18 protein-coding genes are annotated in these 15,913 nt (G+C 65.3%); 11 read left to right on the forward strand and 7 right to left on the reverse strand.

From position 1 onward, the window contains the following. Positions 1-31: 31 nt before the first annotated feature. Entirely contained in the window at positions 32-874 is an 843-nt protein-coding gene (locus K940_RS0117650) for a helix-turn-helix domain-containing protein (RefSeq protein WP_028478621.1), read from the reverse strand. Between the two features lie 147 nt (positions 875-1,021). Beyond that, positions 1,022-2,086 carry an NAD-binding protein gene (locus K940_RS0117655; RefSeq protein WP_028478622.1) on the reverse strand — a complete coding sequence of 355 codons (1,065 nt, stop codon included), beginning with the start codon at positions 2,084-2,086 and terminating at the stop codon, positions 1,022-1,024. Positions 2,087-2,292: 206 nt separating this feature from the next. Here K940_RS0117655 and K940_RS0117660 point away from each other — a divergent pair, with 206 nt between their 5' ends. From K940_RS0117660 to K940_RS0117680, 5 genes are all read left to right on the forward strand, one after another. Continuing rightward, positions 2,293-2,931: a TetR/AcrR family transcriptional regulator gene (locus tag K940_RS0117660; protein WP_369797521.1), complete on the forward strand. Its 639-nt coding sequence runs from the start codon at positions 2,293-2,295 to the stop codon at positions 2,929-2,931. Then, complete coding sequence (locus tag K940_RS0117665; protein WP_028478624.1) at positions 2,928-4,139, forward strand: NADH:flavin oxidoreductase; 1,212 nt, start codon at positions 2,928-2,930, stop codon at positions 4,137-4,139. The genes K940_RS0117660 and K940_RS0117665 overlap by 4 nt, the downstream gene beginning before the upstream one ends. A 141-nt stretch (positions 4,140-4,280) precedes the next feature. Then, on the forward strand, positions 4,281-4,454 hold the full coding sequence (locus K940_RS0117670; protein ID WP_028478625.1) for a hypothetical protein: 174 nt from the start codon (positions 4,281-4,283) through the stop codon (positions 4,452-4,454). A gap of 144 nt (positions 4,455-4,598) precedes the next feature. Then, positions 4,599-5,756 (forward strand): glycosyltransferase, encoded by a 1,158-nt coding sequence (locus K940_RS0117675; protein WP_028478626.1) that lies wholly within the window; start codon positions 4,599-4,601, stop codon positions 5,754-5,756. A gap of 69 nt (positions 5,757-5,825) precedes the next feature. After that, the gene (locus K940_RS0117680; protein WP_028478627.1) at positions 5,826-6,020 is read left to right on the forward strand and encodes a DUF3046 domain-containing protein; all 195 of its coding nucleotides are present in this window, start codon (positions 5,826-5,828) and stop codon (positions 6,018-6,020) included. Positions 6,021-6,100: 80 nt separating this feature from the next. Here K940_RS0117680 and K940_RS0117685 read toward each other — a convergent pair whose 3' ends face one another. Further along, complete coding sequence (locus K940_RS0117685; protein WP_028478628.1) at positions 6,101-6,616, reverse strand: CGNR zinc finger domain-containing protein; 516 nt, start codon at positions 6,614-6,616, stop codon at positions 6,101-6,103. Between the two features lie 150 nt (positions 6,617-6,766). Here K940_RS0117685 and K940_RS0117690 point away from each other — a divergent pair, with 150 nt between their 5' ends. The 4 genes from K940_RS0117690 to recX all read left to right on the forward strand — a co-directional run bounded on the left by K940_RS0117690 (position 6,767) and on the right by recX (position 9,915). Next, entirely contained in the window at positions 6,767-7,228 is a 462-nt protein-coding gene (locus K940_RS0117690; RefSeq protein WP_028478629.1) for a VOC family protein, read from the forward strand. Between the two features lie 28 nt (positions 7,229-7,256). Continuing rightward, on the forward strand, positions 7,257-8,150 hold the full coding sequence (locus K940_RS0117695) for a pyridoxamine 5'-phosphate oxidase family protein (RefSeq protein ID WP_028478630.1): 894 nt from the start codon (positions 7,257-7,259) through the stop codon (positions 8,148-8,150). Positions 8,151-8,309: 159 nt separating this feature from the next. Next, positions 8,310-9,341, forward strand: coding sequence for a recombinase RecA (recA, locus tag K940_RS0117700; RefSeq protein ID WP_028478631.1), 1,032 nt, complete (start codon positions 8,310-8,312; stop codon positions 9,339-9,341). A gap of 4 nt (positions 9,342-9,345) precedes the next feature. Beyond that, positions 9,346-9,915 carry a recombination regulator RecX gene (recX, locus tag K940_RS0117705; RefSeq protein ID WP_081706451.1) on the forward strand — a complete coding sequence of 190 codons (570 nt, stop codon included), beginning with the start codon at positions 9,346-9,348 and terminating at the stop codon, positions 9,913-9,915. Between the two features lie 22 nt (positions 9,916-9,937). On the opposite strand, the gene K940_RS0117710 is transcribed toward recX, so the two are convergent. The 4 genes from K940_RS0117710 to K940_RS0117725 all read right to left on the reverse strand — a co-directional run bounded on the left by K940_RS0117710 (position 9,938) and on the right by K940_RS0117725 (position 13,233). Then, positions 9,938-10,834, reverse strand: coding sequence for an amino acid ABC transporter permease (locus K940_RS0117710; RefSeq protein WP_028478633.1), 897 nt, complete (start codon positions 10,832-10,834; stop codon positions 9,938-9,940). After that, entirely contained in the window at positions 10,831-11,511 is a 681-nt protein-coding gene (locus K940_RS0117715; protein ID WP_028478634.1) for an amino acid ABC transporter permease, read from the reverse strand. Before K940_RS0117715 ends, K940_RS0117710 begins: the two co-directional genes overlap by 4 nt. Before the next feature lie 106 nt (positions 11,512-11,617). Continuing rightward, positions 11,618-12,454, reverse strand: a complete 837-nt coding sequence (locus K940_RS0117720; protein ID WP_028478635.1) for a glutamate ABC transporter substrate-binding protein — start codon at positions 12,452-12,454, stop codon at positions 11,618-11,620. Positions 12,455-12,504: 50 nt separating this feature from the next. Continuing rightward, complete coding sequence (locus K940_RS0117725) at positions 12,505-13,233, reverse strand: amino acid ABC transporter ATP-binding protein (RefSeq protein WP_036529087.1); 729 nt, start codon at positions 13,231-13,233, stop codon at positions 12,505-12,507. Positions 13,234-13,678: 445 nt separating this feature from the next. Between K940_RS0117725 and miaB the strand changes: the two genes are divergently transcribed. After that, positions 13,679-15,145 (forward strand): tRNA (N6-isopentenyl adenosine(37)-C2)-methylthiotransferase MiaB, encoded by a 1,467-nt coding sequence (gene miaB, locus K940_RS0117730; protein WP_051407318.1) that lies wholly within the window; start codon positions 13,679-13,681, stop codon positions 15,143-15,145. Then, complete coding sequence (locus K940_RS28925; protein ID WP_231390419.1) at positions 15,142-15,867, forward strand: hypothetical protein; 726 nt, start codon at positions 15,142-15,144, stop codon at positions 15,865-15,867. The genes miaB and K940_RS28925 overlap by 4 nt, the downstream gene beginning before the upstream one ends. Positions 15,868-15,913 lie beyond the last annotated feature (46 nt).

Genomic DNA, 15,913 nt, shown 5'->3' on the forward strand with positions numbered 1-15,913 from the left:
CCTGGTGGGCGGGGGTCGCTCCCTGGACCGGTCAGGTCGGCTGGTCCACCAACGCCAGGAACTGCCACGCTCGTGTGGCGGCCTGCAGGTTGAATCGGGTGTCGACATCACGCAGATCGAACCCGGTGAGCTCACGGATACGCCCCAGTCGGTAGCGCAGGGTGCTGCGATGGATGTGCAGAGCTGCCGCCGAGTCGTCGTAGTTGCCGCCGCATTCGAGATATCGGCTCAACGTGCACACCAGGTTCGCGCGGCGGTCGCGGTCGTAGTCGAGTAGGACGCCGAGCCAGCTGCGCACGAATTGCTGTGCCTGGCCATTCGCCTGCGCAGCGTCGACCAAGCGATAGAAACCCAGTCCGTCGGATGCGATCGGCACGCCCGGGGCCCCTGAACGCAGCTCCACGTCGGTTGTCGCGGTCCGTTCGCGCGGCACGGCGTTCGCGAGTGCGGCTCCAGCGAGCTGGGTGAGCATTGTCAGCAGGAAGATCTCCTCCTGCGTGGGTTCGTGTTCGGCAGCGACGATCAGCGTGCCCACCGTTTCCGACCCGTTGTTCACGGGCAGGGACCATCCCCAGTGCCAGTCGGGAAGACGCAGGCGTCCTTCGCCGTGGTGCACGCGCAGGTGGGTCTCGAGATCGGCTGGCGGCGAGGGGATCCGCGGACACGGCAGACCGGCGCCATCGACCCAGCGGTAGCAGGCCAGCGTGTGGCAACATCCGATACTCGGCACCGACTCTGCGGCGATCCGCAGAACATCCGACTCCGCGCGTGCTGCGAAGAACCGGACCGAAATGGCACCGATGGCGCGCAACGCCGACGCCGAGAAGGGCGCCAGCGTGGTGTCCAGATCCGAACGCAACACGTGCTGGTTCATGAGCTCCGATCGCCTGCCGACGCACTGCCGCGGGCATGATTCTCGACGCTACACCGGCTCCCGCGGCGCGCGCAGGGGGTTGGCGCCGCGGGAGGTCTCGGTCGTGTAGCTGGTCGCAGGCTATCGCCGGGGACGGTATCGTCGTGGTCAGCAGTGCTGTCGTCGAGCGGCGTCGGACCGGCTCAGGGCCAGATGGATCTGCTCGTCGCTCAGGCGTCGTGGCGCGATGTAGTACAGGATGCTGCCCGGGGCCAGTGTCGTGCGCCAGTCCGGATTGACCATGAGCTGCCCGCCCGATCGGGCGGCGAGCACGGTCGCCGCATACTGTTGTCCGAGTGCGGTCTGGCACTGCTCGACCACTACCGGGCCGATGGCCTCCGGCAGTGCCACCGAGTAGGTGTTGGCGCCACCGTGGGTCATCAGTTCGGCGTAGACCTCGGTGATGCCGGGCGAGGTCAATTCCTCGGTGATCATGCGTGGTGAATGCCACTGTACGGCTCGTATTCCGCTGTCCACGTACCGGACCATGTCGGCCCGGTCCAGGTCACGCAGCGCGACCACGGTGTGTGCCCGGTCGTTGAGGTGGGCGACCAGCACGGCGATCGCCAATGCCTCGTTGTCGTCGCGCGCGTCCACCAGCACCGTGTCGGCCCGGTGCACGCCGGCGCGCCGAAGCACGCTCTCGTCGGTCAGTTCGCCACGCACGAAGTCCAGCTTTTGCTCTGGCATCGGATGTGTCATGGTGTCGCTCCAGGCGCACAACACGAGCGTGCGGCCCCCCTCTGCGGTGAGCTCACCGACGATGCGTTCGGTTCGCCCCGGGCAGTAGCCGAGCACTACCGTGTGCTTCGCGGCGGAGCTCGTGATCGTTCCTTGCATGCGTCGTCCTTTCGCGTCCGCCATGACCGCTGTCAGTTTGGTGAACACCGTTGTCATGGTCGCGATGCCGCCGATGATCACGTAGCAGCCCACTACGTGACCCATTCCGGTCTGCGGGTAGAGGTCGCCGTATCCCACGGTGGACGCGGTGACGACGAAGTACCACCAGTAGTTGGCCGGCTGTACCAGGGGGCTGCCGGCGGGTTCGGTTATAGCCAATAGGGGCCAACTGGTGAAGAAGACAAAGGCTGCCACCACCATCGGCGTTGCCCACCGTCGAAGCAGGGCCGGTAAGCCCAGGCGGGCGAACAACCGGGACAGAACAAACAGCACTTTTCTTCCTTGGATCGACTGGGTCCCCACCATAGGCGGTCGTCTTGCAGGCACAGATGGCGCCGTATCGGCCGCTGTTTCGGTGCGACACCCGGTCTCGCCACGGCCCTGCGCGTGGATGGGATGGGTCGACCGGCCCGACGGCATCCATCATTGTTTCAATCAATGATTGAAACAATGATGGATCTCGTGGTTCACTGGATTGCGTGAAGCAGGACGTCTCGGCAGTGAAGGCCCCGGCGGTGAAGGTCCCGGCGGTGAGGAATTCATCGGCAGCGCCCGCGGATACCCGCGAGCGGCTGCTGGTCGCGGCGGAACAGCTGTTGTCGACCGAGCGCTACGACGGCGTCTCGGTCCGCGGGATCTGTGCGCAGGCCGGGGTCAACCCTGCTGCCGTGCACTACCACTTCGGATCGAAACAAGCTCTGGTGGTAGCGCTCCTCGAAGATCGACTCGGCCCGTTGTGGGCTGCGCGACTGGCTGCGGTGACCGCCGAACACGGTTCGGTTCTCACGGTGGTCGACGCCGTCATCGCACCGTTCGTGGAGTTGTCGACCGATCCCGTCGGCCGTGTGCACCTGCAGTTGTTGGCTCAGCTGATCTTGGGCCGGCATCGGATGGAGTGGACCCAGCGATGGTTCCGGATCGATTCGTGGGTCGACCTACTGCCGGTGGGCGGTGAAGGCGATAGCCGCCGCCGATGGATGTTGGCATTCGACCTGATCATCATGCGGTTCGCGGCGGCCGCGATCGAGGAAAGAGACCTGTCCGAGCAGGCGGTCGATGCGCTACGCGACTTCGTCGTGGCCGGGTTGACCGCTACGTCGACGGAGAGTGGACGATGAACAAGGATGTATTCGCTCCTGCCGCATTGGGTCCGATCACTCTGCGTAACAAAGTGATCAAGGCCGCAACCTTCGAGGGTCGCACGCCGCATGCGGTGGCCACCGACGAGTTGATCGCATTTCATCGGCAGGTGGCGGCGGGTGGAGTGGCCATGACGACCGTCGCGTATTGCGCCGTTGCGCCCGGTGGTCGCACCGACCGGCATCAACTCTGGATGCGGCCAGAGGCCGTGCCCGGCCTACGGAAGCTGACCGATGCCGTCCATGCCGAGGGAGCTGCGGCCTGCGCCCAGATCGGCCACGCCGGGCCGGTCGCCAATGCTGCCTCCAACGGTGTCCCGGCGCTGGCGCCGAGCCGGATGTTCAACCCGCTGGGCATGCGTCCGGCAAAAGTACCCGACGAGTCGGAGATTCGGCAGATAGTCGCGGCACACGCCGAGGCGGCGCGGTTGGCCGAACATTCCGGATTCGACGCGGTCGAAATTCATTTCGGCCACAACTATCTGGTGAGTTCGTTTCTGAGCCCACGGTTGAATCGACGCACCGACCGCTACGGTGGTTCGACGCGCAATCGGGCGCGTATGGCTCGCGAAATTGCCTGCGCAGTGCGGGAAGCCGTGGGGGATCGGCTCGCGGTCACCGTGAAGTTGAACATGGAGGACGGCGTCCGGCGCGGATTGACCGTCCCGGAATCGCTGCAGGTGGCCGCATGGCTCGAAGCAGATGGCGCGTGCGATGCCCTCGAGTTGACCGCCGGCAGTTCTCTGTTGAATCCGATGCTGCTGTTTCACGGCGATGCACCACGGCGAGAATTCGCCGACGTGCTTCCGGTCCCTGCCCGATGGGCCTTCCGGGTTGTCGGTCGGGCGTTTCTGAAGCACTATCCCTATCGGGATCTCTACCTGCTCGAGCAGGCTCGCCAGTTTCGTCGTGAGTTGTCGATGCCGCTGATCCTGCTGGGCGGCGTGACCGATGTGGACGCGATGCGGTTGGCCATGGTCGAAGGCTTCGACTTCGTCGCCATGGGCCGTGCGCTGCTGCGCGAGCCGGATCTCCTGCTCCGTATTCGGTCCAACCCCGCAACCCGGTCGGCGTGTGTGCACTGCAACAAGTGCATGCCCACCATCTACAGCGCGACCCGATGCGTCTATCGGCCCGAGCAGCCGGGCGAGCCGATTCCACTGTCGCCACCGGCGACCCGGACGTAGCAGCGTGCGCTCGATCGCAGTGGGATGCGCTGTGGGTGTCGGGGTGAACCCTGATCTTCCCCCGATTTCACGTCGCGTCGGCTGACCTTTGTCGGATCGAGTGTCATGCTCGAAGGGCACACGAACCTCGGGAGGTATGACATGGTGTGGAAGATCATCGGCATCGTCGCGGTCGTCTGGATCGCGCTGGCCGCAATCGGTGCGTTGATCAAGGGATTGTTCCCGATCCTGGTGATCTCCGCAATCGTGTTCGGACTGTATCTGCTCTACAAGGCGATGGCGGGCTCGGACAACTCGACGGTGAGCAAGCTGTGACCACAGCCCCGGCTGTGCAGCGAGCAGACCTGGCGCAATAGCGGACGCCCACGATCGGCACGATGCCCACGGCGCGGCAGAACATCGCCACGCTCTACCCGGAGCATGCGCGATGTAGCGGCGGCCGTGTGGCAGGCTGAGCGGATGCGAGTAGCCGTTGTCGCAGGACCCGATCCGGGGCATGCGTTCCCAGCTATCGCGTTGTGCCTGCGCTTCCTGGCAGCCGGGGACCATCCAGTGCTGTTCACCGGCCCGCGGTGGCTCGACGCGGCCAGTGCGGCCGGAATCGAGGTGTGCCGGCTCGAAGGCCTGGCGCCACGGGCGATCGACGACGACGCCGACGCCGGCGCGCGTATTCACGAAAGAGCCGCGTACATCTCCACCGAGATCCTGCCGTCGCTGCGTGCCACGATGCCGGATCTCGTGGTGTCCGATGTGCTGACCGCCGGTGGCGGAATGGCCGCGGAGCGACTCGGCGTCCCATGGGTGGAGCTGTCGCCGCATCCGCTGTACCTGCCGTCGAAGGCGTTGCCGCCGATCGGTAGCGGACTCGCTCCAGGCGAAGGGTTGCGGGGGCGGATGCGCGACAGCGTCTTGCGCACTCTGACCGCCCGCGCCATTCGACACGGTCGTCACCAGCGCGAGCGTGCCCGCGAAAGTGTCGGCTTGCCGGCCACCGACCCGGGCCCTGCTGCCCGCTTGATCGCCACCTTGCCCGCGCTCGAGGTGCCGCGCCCGGACTGGCCGGAGTCGACACACCTCATCGGTCCGTTGCTATGGGAGCCGACCGACGCAGTCCTGGACCTCCCGCCCGGTGATGGACCGCTGGTCATGGTCGCCCCTTCGACCGCACACACGGGCGTCGCGGGCATGGTCGAAACCGTCCTGGACGCCCTGGACGGGACCGGCGTGCGTGTGGCGATTTCGATGCTGGACACACCGCCCGCCACATTGCCCGTGTGGGCGAGCGCGGGACTGGGGCGTCAGGACGAATTGTTGGCGCACGCCTCGGTGGTCGTCGGCGGGGGCGGGCACGGTCTGCTCGCCAAATCGTTGTCCGCCGGTGTTCCGATCGTCACTGTTCCCGGTGGAGGCGACCAGTGGGAGCTGGCCAATCGCGCCGCGCGTCAAGGCAGTTCCATCGTCGTGCGTCCGTTGTCGCCCGACGTACTACGGGCCGCGGTCGAGAAAATCCTCGCAGATCCGCGCTATGCATCGCACGCGGCGATGGCCGCTGTACCGACCACGTTTCCCGATCCCACCGCGCTGTGCCGTCGTCTCCTGCAACCCAGTCACTCGTGAGCGTATGCGCGAGTCGGCGGCGTGGTCCGCCGACCCCGACAGCGGTGCGGGGAGAGTAGATTCGGCCCGGTGCGGTTGACCGAGTTTCAGGAACTGTTGCACACCGAGTTCGGCGTACTCCGCGGCGATGCGCTGCTGGCCGACCACGTGATACCCGCGTTGGGTGGGCGCACCGGCGCCGATGCGATCGAGGCGGGAGTCGATCCCCGAGACGTGTGGCGTGCGCTGTGTGCGGAGTTCGACGTGCCCAAGGCGCGCTGGTGAGTGCGTTCGGTCGGCTCGTTGTCGGGTTCGACGAGCGCCGCCGAACCTAGTCGCGCCGGGAAGTGTCCGGCGGACGAGCGTCACACCTTTCGCGCGTAATGTCGGGCCGCCTTGGTGCGGTTGCCGCAGGTCGCCATCGAGTGCCAGCGTCGGGTCCCGTTCTTCGAGGTGTCGTAGAAGAACAGCGTGCACTCCGGGTGCGCGCACTGTCGGATCCGGTCGGGCGCCGCGACCATCAGTCGTAGCAGGTCATCTGCTGCCAGCCAGGCGGGCAGCCAGGATCGTTCGGGGACGTCCGGATGGTCGGCGGGTCCGGATTCGGTGAGTTCACGTCGTATTCTGCCGTGCTCGAGCACGGTGTTGAGCCCGCTGTGACGGGTATGCACGACGACGTCGTAGATGGCTGCGCGGGCGACGAGCAGTGCGGTCAGAGTGGCTGCGTCGGCGACCGCGCGGTCGCCGAGGCCCGCCGAGGTCAGCCAGATGCGCAGCCCCGCCACATCCGTGAGCAGATCGTGTGGCCCGTGCTCGCTCCACCTCGTGTTCAGCAGGTCGAGCGCCAGGGGCTCCCCGAGGTGAGGGCGTGGATCGGACATGCCCGAGGGTATCGAGACTCCACTCCAGTCCATTGCAGCCACCCCTGTGTAACTACTCAATTCGATTTCAATGGTTGACGAGGTTCGCTGTCATCGCTATGTTCTAACTGTCAAACATCAAATAAAAGGTTAACCCTCGAGGGAGAAGTCATGATCTCGGTCGCCACGCCCCGATTCGATACCGGCCACATCGGCTTGAACGTCTCCGATCTGGATCGCTCGGTAGATTTCTACTGTCGCGTGCTGGGCTTCCAGCAGCTCGCCGCGAGCGTCGGCGCCGAACGCCGATGGGCGTTCTTGGGCACGGGTGACGAACCCGTCATCACGCTGTGGGAACAGAGCGCAGGTGTGTTCTCTGCCGAGACGCCTGGTTTGCACCATCTCTCGTTCCGGGTCGACAGCATCGATCAGGTGCGTGCGGTGGAACTGGCCTTGCGCGAGTTGTCGGTCACCTTCGCCTACGACGGAGTGGTCGCCCACGGTGAGGGCGCGGCTTCCGGTGGGATCTTCTTCAGCGATCCGGATGGAATTCGGCTCGAGATCTACGCACCCCGTGGCGCCGAGTCCGCTCCCGCTCCCAGTGGGGTCGCGCCCACGTGTGGATTCTTCTGATCGTCTCGGTGGTGACCAGGAGATCGTGATGGAGCCGTTCCACGCTGGAGAACGAGGCGTTCAGCGCCGGATGGGTAGGACGCATACGGCCGACCGGGTCGCTCGAACGATCCGTCCCGATATTCCTGCGGTCGCCGCCGGCTTCTTGGCCGCGCAGCGACTGGTAATACTCGCCGGCGCCGATACCGCGGGTCGGATGTGGGCAAGTGATCTGGTCGGACCGCCGGGATTCGTGCGCGCGGTCGATGAGCGCACGATTGTCGTCGACGCCCGACCCGCGTCGGTCGATCCTCTGGGCGACATGGCCAGACGTCCGGCCCGCGTCGGCATGATCGTCGTGCAACCGTCGAGGCGCAGACGAATGCGGGCCAACGGTCGCTCGACGCCGGATGGTCGCGGTCTGCGTATCGTCACCGACCAGGTGTACTCGAACTGCCCGAAGTACATCTCTCGCCGGGAAATCGTCAGCTACACGCCGGAGGCGGTGTCTCGGGTGGTGCGCCGCGGCAGTGAACTCGACGCACCTCAGCGCGCTGCCCTGGCGGCGGCGGATACGTTCTTCGTGGCCACCGCTGACACGGACGGCAATGCCGATGCGTCGCATCGTGGGGGAAACCCCGGCTTCCTCCAGGTGCTCTCCCCAACGCGATTGCGGTGGCCGGAATACCGTGGCAACTCGATGTTCATGACACTCGGCAACATCGAGGTGAATCCCTCGTGCGGAATTCTGGCACTGGACTGGTCCAACGGGACATCTCTGCAGCTCACCGGTGTTGCCGAAACGGTCTGGGCGCCCGAGGCATCCACCGAGGGAGGCCTGTGCTACCTCGACTTCACCATCGACGCAGTGATCGAGTGGCAGGGTGGACCGTTGCGCTGGGGGCCTGCGGAGCTGTCACCCGTCAACCCCGATATCCGCTGATCGCGTGGTGGTTGCCGAAGGCGAAGCGAAAACGCCGGGAAGTTGCTTGACTCGAACACGTGTTCGTCTAGGCTGAGTGTCGGAACGTGTCGGTGCCACGCTCTACTGTAGGCGCCAACCACAGTAACGAGACGTACTCGCCGAAGAGGGGATCACGACATGGCACCACAGGCGTACGACCGGGACAAGGCGCTCGAGCTCGCCTTGGCCCAGGTGGAGAAGAACTTCGGTAAAGGCGCCGTCATGCGCCTGGGCGAGGAGGTGCGTCCGCCGATCTCGGTGATCCCTACCGGTTCGATCGCGCTCGATGTGGCGCTGGGTATCGGCGGTCTACCACGTGGGCGTGTCGTCGAGATCTATGGTCCGGAATCTTCGGGTAAGACCACCGTCGCGCTGCACGCGGTGGCCAATGCACAAGCCGCGGGCGGTGTCGCGGCATTCATCGACGCCGAGCATGCACTCGACCCGGATTACGCCCGGAAGCTCGGCGTCGACACTGATGCGTTGTTGGTTTCCCAGCCCGACACCGGCGAGCAGGCGCTGGAGATCGCCGATATGCTGGTGCGCTCCGGCGCCATCGACATCATTGTCATCGACTCGGTGGCCGCATTGGTGCCGCGAGCCGAGATCGAGGGCGAAATGGGCGACAGTCATGTCGGCTTGCAGGCCCGGCTGATGAGTCAGGCATTGCGCAAGATGACCAGCGCGCTGAACAACTCCGGAACCACCGCGGTCTTCATCAATCAGCTGCGCGACAAGATCGGCGTGATGTTCGGCTCGCCGGAGACGACCACCGGCGGCAAGGCGTTGAAGTTCTACGCATCGGTGCGTTTGGACGTGCGCCGGATCGAGACCCTCAAGGACGGCAGCGACGCGGTGGGCAACCGCACGCGGGTGAAGGTCGTGAAGAACAAGGTCTCGCCGCCGTTCAAGCAAGCCGAGTTCGACATCCTCTATGGGCACGGTATCTCCAAGGAGGGCTCTCTCATCGATATGGGTGTCGAGCACGGCTTCATCCGCAAGTCCGGCTCCTGGTACACCTACGAGGGCGACCAACTCGGCCAAGGCAAGGAAAACGCCCGCAGGTTCTTGCTGGAGAACATCGATATCCGCGACGAGGTCGAGAAGAAGATCAAGGAGAAGCTCGGTATCGGCGCGGACGTAACGGCAGAGACGCCCGCCGATTTCTGAACCCATGCATGCCCGATGGTCACCCGAGTCGAGTCCATCCGAGCCCGAGCGGTCGTCGAAGTCGGCCGGGTCCGGCGCGACAGTGGAGCAGGCGAAGCAGGTGTGCCTTCGCCTGCTCGGCCTCCGCGCGCACTCTCGGGCCGAGCTGGCCAAGCGTCTGGCGGCGAAGGGGTACCCGCCCGAGGTGAGTGAGCAGGCCCTCGATCGCCTGACCACGGTCGGCCTCGTGGATGACGCGGCTTTTGCCGAGCAGTGGGTGCACTCCCGGCACCACATCTCCGGCAAAGGCAGACAGGCCCTCGCGCAGGAACTCCGACGCAAGGGCGTCGCGCAGTCGAACATCGCGTCGGCCCTGGCCGCTATTACGACCGACGACGAGGAATCCCGCGCCACTCGGTTGGTTCAGCGCAAGGTACGCACCCTGACCGGTGCACAGGATCGCGACAAAGTTTTCCGTCGCCTCGTCGGCATGCTCGTCCGCCGTGGCTACCAGCAGCACATGGCTTACCGCGTGGTCGAGGCAGCTCTGGCCGATCGAGGCGACGGTGGCGATACCGTAGCCCCGATCGACTGAACCGTGATGTGGCGAGCATGCTTCACGGCTTGCCGAAATCGACGCCAGGCGTCGTGGTGGTCCCAGAGGTCGCCGCGACGACAGCACCACCGCTGCGGCCGCGTTTGCGCGCTCGCAGCTGTTGCTCCAGTTTCGTGGCGACCAGCGTCAGAGTCATATTGAGGGCAATCATGATGACCGCGACCACCATCAACGCCGGCACGGTGTTCTGTTCGGCCGCGCCGAGTTGTCCACCCGAGCGCACGATCTCCACGTAGGTGATCTGGTATCCCAGTGCCGAGTCCTTGAGCGCGACCACCATTTGAGAGATCAGCGCGGGCAGCATTGCCGTGATCGCCTGCGGCAGCAAGATCAACCGCATCACTTGCCCCTTGCGCATACCCAGTGCGGTGGCCGCCTCGGTTTGCCCGGTCGGCAGCGACCGGATTCCTGCGCGCACGATCTCGGCGATGACCGAGCCGTTGTAGGTGGTCAACGCGGCCACCACCGCGGCGAGCGCGAGGTCCTCGGACGCGAACAGTTTGTAGTCGGAGAACACGGCGAACAGAAAGATCATCAAGATCAGCACAGGGACCGCGCGTGCCACTTCGACGATGGTGCCCGCCAGCCAGCGCACGACTCGATGGTCCGATAGTCGCAGGATGCCGAAGAGCATGCCGAGCGCCATCGCGAACACGATCGACAGTATTGCGGCGACGATCGTGCCGCGCAGACCGGGCAGCAGATAGGTCGACCAGACATCGGCCTCCAGGAACGGCTTCCACTTCTCGGCGGTGAACTGCCCCTTGTCGGCGAAGCCACGGTAGAGCGACCAGACGGCGACGGCGACGGCGACGGCGACCACGACCGAGTAGATGATGTTGCGCACCCGCGCCTTCGGTCCGGGTGCGTCGAACAGCACCGACGCGTGCGCGCTCATCGGGCCACCTCGTATCGTTTGGCGAGCCAACCGAAGAACAAGCCGGTCGGCAGGGTGAGCACCACGAAGCCGAGCGCGAAGATCGCACCGATCGCCAGTGCTGCGGCTTCGTTTTCGGTCATCTTCTTCATCAGCATGGCCGCCTCGGCGACCCCGATGGCCGATGCGATGGTGGAGTTCTTGGTCAGCGCGATCACCACGCTGCCCAGTGGAGCGATCACCGAGCGGAAGGCTTGGGGCAACACGACCAGCCGCAGGTTCTGCACGAAGCCGAAGCCCAGCGAGCGGCCCGCCTCGGATTGCCCCATCGGCACGGTATTGATCCCTGCGCGCAGGGATTCACAGACGAATGCCGCGGTATACAGACTCAGGCCGGCCACGGCGAAGCGGAAATTGTTCTGCGCCAGTGAGTTCGGGCCCTCGCCCGCGAGGCGCCAGCCCATGGTGGTGTACAAACCCAGCGACATGAACACGATGATCAGCGTCAGCGGGGTATTGCGGAAGACGGTGACATAGGCGGTACCGATCCAGCGAGCCACTGGCACGGGCGATACCCGCATCGCAGCGACAACAGTGCCTATGATCAGCGCGCCGATCGCCGACAGCACGGTCAGTTCGATGGTCACCCAGAAGGCTTCCAGGATGTCGGTGCCGTACCTCGAAATCAGGTCGAACACAGCGGACGTGGCCCTCCGATCGGGTCTCGATGGTCAATAGAAGTGCGACGAGCGGCCCGGTCCGGTCGAAACCGGGCCACTCGTGCTCGCCGAGGCGACGTGACTCTCAGTACCGGTCGACGGTCGGCGGTTGCGGGGCCGCGTAGCCCGACGCGCCGAGTGAGGACTCGAACGCCTTCTCCCAGGAGCCGTCGGCGATCATTTCCTCGATGGCGTCGTTGACCTTGTCGCGCAGTTCCTGGTCGCCCTTCTGGACCCCGATGCCGTAGTTTTCGGTGGTGAACGGTTCGCCGACCAGCTTGAAAGCGCCGGCATTCTGGGTGGCGTAGCCGGCCAGAATGATGTCGTCGGTCGTCACAGCGTCCCATGAGCCCGCCTGCAGACCCTCGAAACACAGCGAGTAGGTGTCGTTGGTCTGCAGTTGGGTGTCGGGGAAGTTCTTCTCGATATTCTGGGCTGGAGTCGCGCCCGTCACCGAACAGACCTTCTTGCCCGCCAGGTCTTCCTGACTGGTGATGTCGGTGTTGTCGGCGCGCACCAGCAGCGATTGCCCCGCGACGTAGTATGGGCCCGCGAAGTCGACGCGCTCCTTGCGCTTGTCGGTGATCGAGTAGGTCGCGACGATGTAGTCCACCTGGCCGTTCTCGATCAGCGTCTCGCGCTGGCCGGAAGGAGCCTCCTTCCATGTGATGCCGTCGGGTTCGACGCCGAGCTTGCCTGCGATATAGGTGGCCACTTCCACGTCGAAGCCGGTATAGGAGCCGTCCTTGGTGCGCAGCCCCAGGCCCGGTTGGTCGAATTTGATGCCGATGGTGAGTTGACCCTCTGCGGCGCGGTCGAGAGCGGACTTGTCGTCGCCGCCTCCGCAGGCGGTCGCGGTCGCGGCGGTGACTGCCAGGGCGATCGCCCCGACACCGACTCGCAGGGCACGTGTGATCCTCATCTGTTCTTCTTCTTTCTATCGTGGGTGAACCGGCCGGTGGATTCGGGCGGTCAGTGGCTCAAAATCTTGCCCAGGAAGTCCTTGGCGCGTTCGGACCGTGGCGCGGTGAAGAAAGCTTCGGGCGATGCGTCCTCCACCACGCGGCCGTCGGCCATGAACAGCACCCGGTCTGCGGCGCGGCGGGCGAAACCCATCTCATGAGTGACGACCAGCATGGTCATCCCATCCTTGGCCAGCGACGCCATGACGTCGAGCACTTCATTGACCATCTCCGGGTCCAACGCGGAGGTGGGTTCGTCGAACAGCATCACCTTCGGGCTCATCGCGAGCGCACGGGCGATCGCCACGCGTTGCTGCTGGCCGCCGGAGAGTTGGGCGGGGTATTTCTGTGCCTGATCGGCAATGCCGACCCGGTCGAGCAACTCCATGGCCAGGGTGCGTGCGTCACCCTTGCGCACCTTGCGGACCTTGATCGGGGCGAGCGTGACGTTCTCCACGATCGTCTTGTGAGCGAACAGGTTGAACGACTGGAACACCATTCCCACATCGGCACGCAGCGCTGCCAATGCCCGGCCCTCGGCGGGCAGGGGTACGCCGTCGATCGCGATGCTGCCGGAGTCGACCGGCTCCAACCGATTGATCGTGCGGCACAGTGTCGACTTACCCGACCCGGAGGGGCCCAACACCACAACGACTTGTCCCCGCGGGACCTCCAGGGTGATGTCGTCGAGAACGTGCAGGTCGCCGAAGTATTTGTCCACATTCAGCATCGAGATCATCGGCGGTGCGTCGGTAGCGGCGCCGACCTCCCCGGTCGCGTCCCCGATTGTGACGGAGGCGTCATCGTCGTCGGTCATGGCCATGACTCTAAGCAAAGAGTGGAGATTTGCCCGAGTTTCGGTGACACACCGACTCGCCACACCGGCCCGACACCCGGGAGTAATGTTGCGGTTTCTTGCGTGTTACTCAACGTCACTCTGATGCCGCAACGCTACGCCGATGGCGTTCTGCCCTGCGCTTGCGCCCTCTTGGCCTGCGTCGACGACGTCTCGGAGCCGGTGGCGATGCCCGCGTCGCGCTGTCGAGGCGGCCCCGTACTCTGAACAAGTGGATTCGATCGCACAGCCAGAGTCGGCACCTGGGTCTGCCGTGGGCACGGTATCGACCCTCGGGTCCGGCACCGGCGCGGGACGCAGTTACGAGGTCCGCACCTTCGGATGCCAGATGAACGTGCACGACTCCGAACGGATGGCGGGCCTGCTGGAGGACGCCGGGTACGTGAAAGCCACCGCTGGCGCGCCGGCCGACCTCGTCGTTTTCAATACCTGCGCGGTGCGGGAGAACGCCGACAACAAGCTCTACGGCACACTCGGACATCTGGCGCCGATCAAGGCGAGCAATCCCGGTATGCAGATCGCGGTCGGTGGCTGCCTGGCACAGAAGGACCGCGACGCCGTGCGGGACAAGGCGCCTTGGGTGGACGTGGTCTTCGGCACGCACAACATCGGCTCCCTACCTGTGTTGCTGGAGCGAGCACGGCACAATCGGCAAGCTCAGGTGGAAATTCTGGAGTCGCTGGAGGCGTTTCCGTCCACCTTGCCCGCCAAGCGGGAATCCGCCTACGCCGGGTGGGTGTCGATCTCGGTGGGCTGCAACAACACCTGCACTTTCTGTATCGTGCCCGCGCTGCGCGGTAAGGAGATCGACCGCCGCCCAGGCGACGTACTCGCCGAAGTGCAGGCGCTGGTCGACCAGGGCGTGCACGAGGTGACTCTGCTCGGCCAGAACGTGAACTCCTATGGCGTGTCGTTCGCCGATCCGACCGAACCGCGCGATCGTGGTGCGTTCGCCAAACTCTTGCGGGCATGTGGAACCATCGAGGGCCTGGAGCGGGTCCGGTTCACTTCGCCGCACCCAGCCGAATTCACCGACGACGTGATCGAGGCGATGGCCGCGACCGCCAACATCTGTCCGCAACTGCACATGCCGTTGCAATCCGGGTCCGATCGAGTGCTCAAAGCGATGCGCCGTTCCTACCGCAAGGCTCGCTATCTCGGCATCATCGACAAGGTACGGGCCGCGATGCCACATGCGGCGATCACCACCGACATCATCGTCGGCTTTCCCGGCGAGACGGAAGAGGACTTCCAGGAAACGCTGGACGTGGTTCGCCAGGCGCGTTTCACCAGCGCGTACACCTTCCAATACTCCAAGCGTCCCGGTACTCCCGCAGCCCAGTTGCCCGACCAGCTGCCGAAAGCCGTCGTACAGGAACGCTACGACCGGCTGGTCGCCCTGCAAGAGGAGATCTCGTTGGCAGCCAACGAGGAATTGGTCGGTAGCGAGGTGGAGTTGCTCGTGGCCGCAGGTGCGGGCAAGAAGAATGCGGCGACCGCCCGGATGAGTGGGCGCAGCCGGGACGGTAGGCTGGTGCACTTCCGTCCTGGAGGTACCGCGGAATCGATTCGCCCCGGAGATCTGGTTACCGTTCAGGTCACCGGCGCGGCCCCGCACCACCTGATTGCCGACGCCGGGATCACCACCCACCGCCGCACCCGTGCCGGCGACGCGTACGAGCGCGGGGCCACCCCGAAGACCGCGCCGGTGGGCGTGGGTCTCGGTCTGCCTCGTTTTGGAGCGCCCGACCCGGAACCTGTGGCCGCGGGCTGCAGCAGCGGGTGCGGCGAATGAGCACTCGTCCGAACGACGACGCCGACGCGGGCAGTGGCGGCGCTCGGGAAGCCAGCGGCGACGATCGTTCCGCTGCTGCGCGAGGTTCGGCTCGCACACCGGACGATGGCCGCCCAGACGACGAACGAAAAGAGGATTCAGTGAGCTCGGTCGAGCGAATCGGCGACTTCGAACAGTTCCGTGACGACCTCGATGCCGTCGAAAGCAAGGTCGCCAGCGAGATCGATCCGGGCACCCGTGCCATTGTCGTAGCGGGTGCGGTGGCCGTGCTGCTGCTGTCGATGGCGCTGTCGCACGCCGGCACAGCGCGCGGTTTCGATGTGTTGTTGAACACCGATGTGGCCCGTGTCGAACACATCGGGCTTCCCTCCCAGCTGTTCGTCTGGTTTCTCATGGTCTTCGGCGTCGGATTCTCCGCGCTGGCCCTGATGACCCGCCGCTGGGTGTTCGCTTGGATCGCCGCCGCGGGCAGCGCTGTCGGCAGTGTATTCGGCATGCTCTCGATCTGGCACCGCCAGACGCCCGGCCTGGACAATTATCAGGGCGAGGGTCCAGGCCTCGGTCTGATCCTCGGCGCCCTCGTGGCAATCGTGCTCACGTTCCACTGGGTCCGCGTGGTGTGGACTCGAACTGCTGCGCAGCTGGCTATCGAAGAGCAACGCCGCAACGCGGCTGCGGCAACAGAAGAGCGCGATCGTCGTCGCTTCGGCCGCGACTCCTGACCAGCCTGCCGCTGACCGACCGAGATGCGCGCGTTCTCGATGATCG

Origin of the sequence: Nocardia sp. CNY236, assembly GCF_000482385.1 — a bacterium.
In the GTDB taxonomy this organism is placed as follows: domain Bacteria; phylum Actinomycetota; class Actinomycetes; order Mycobacteriales; family Mycobacteriaceae; genus Nocardia.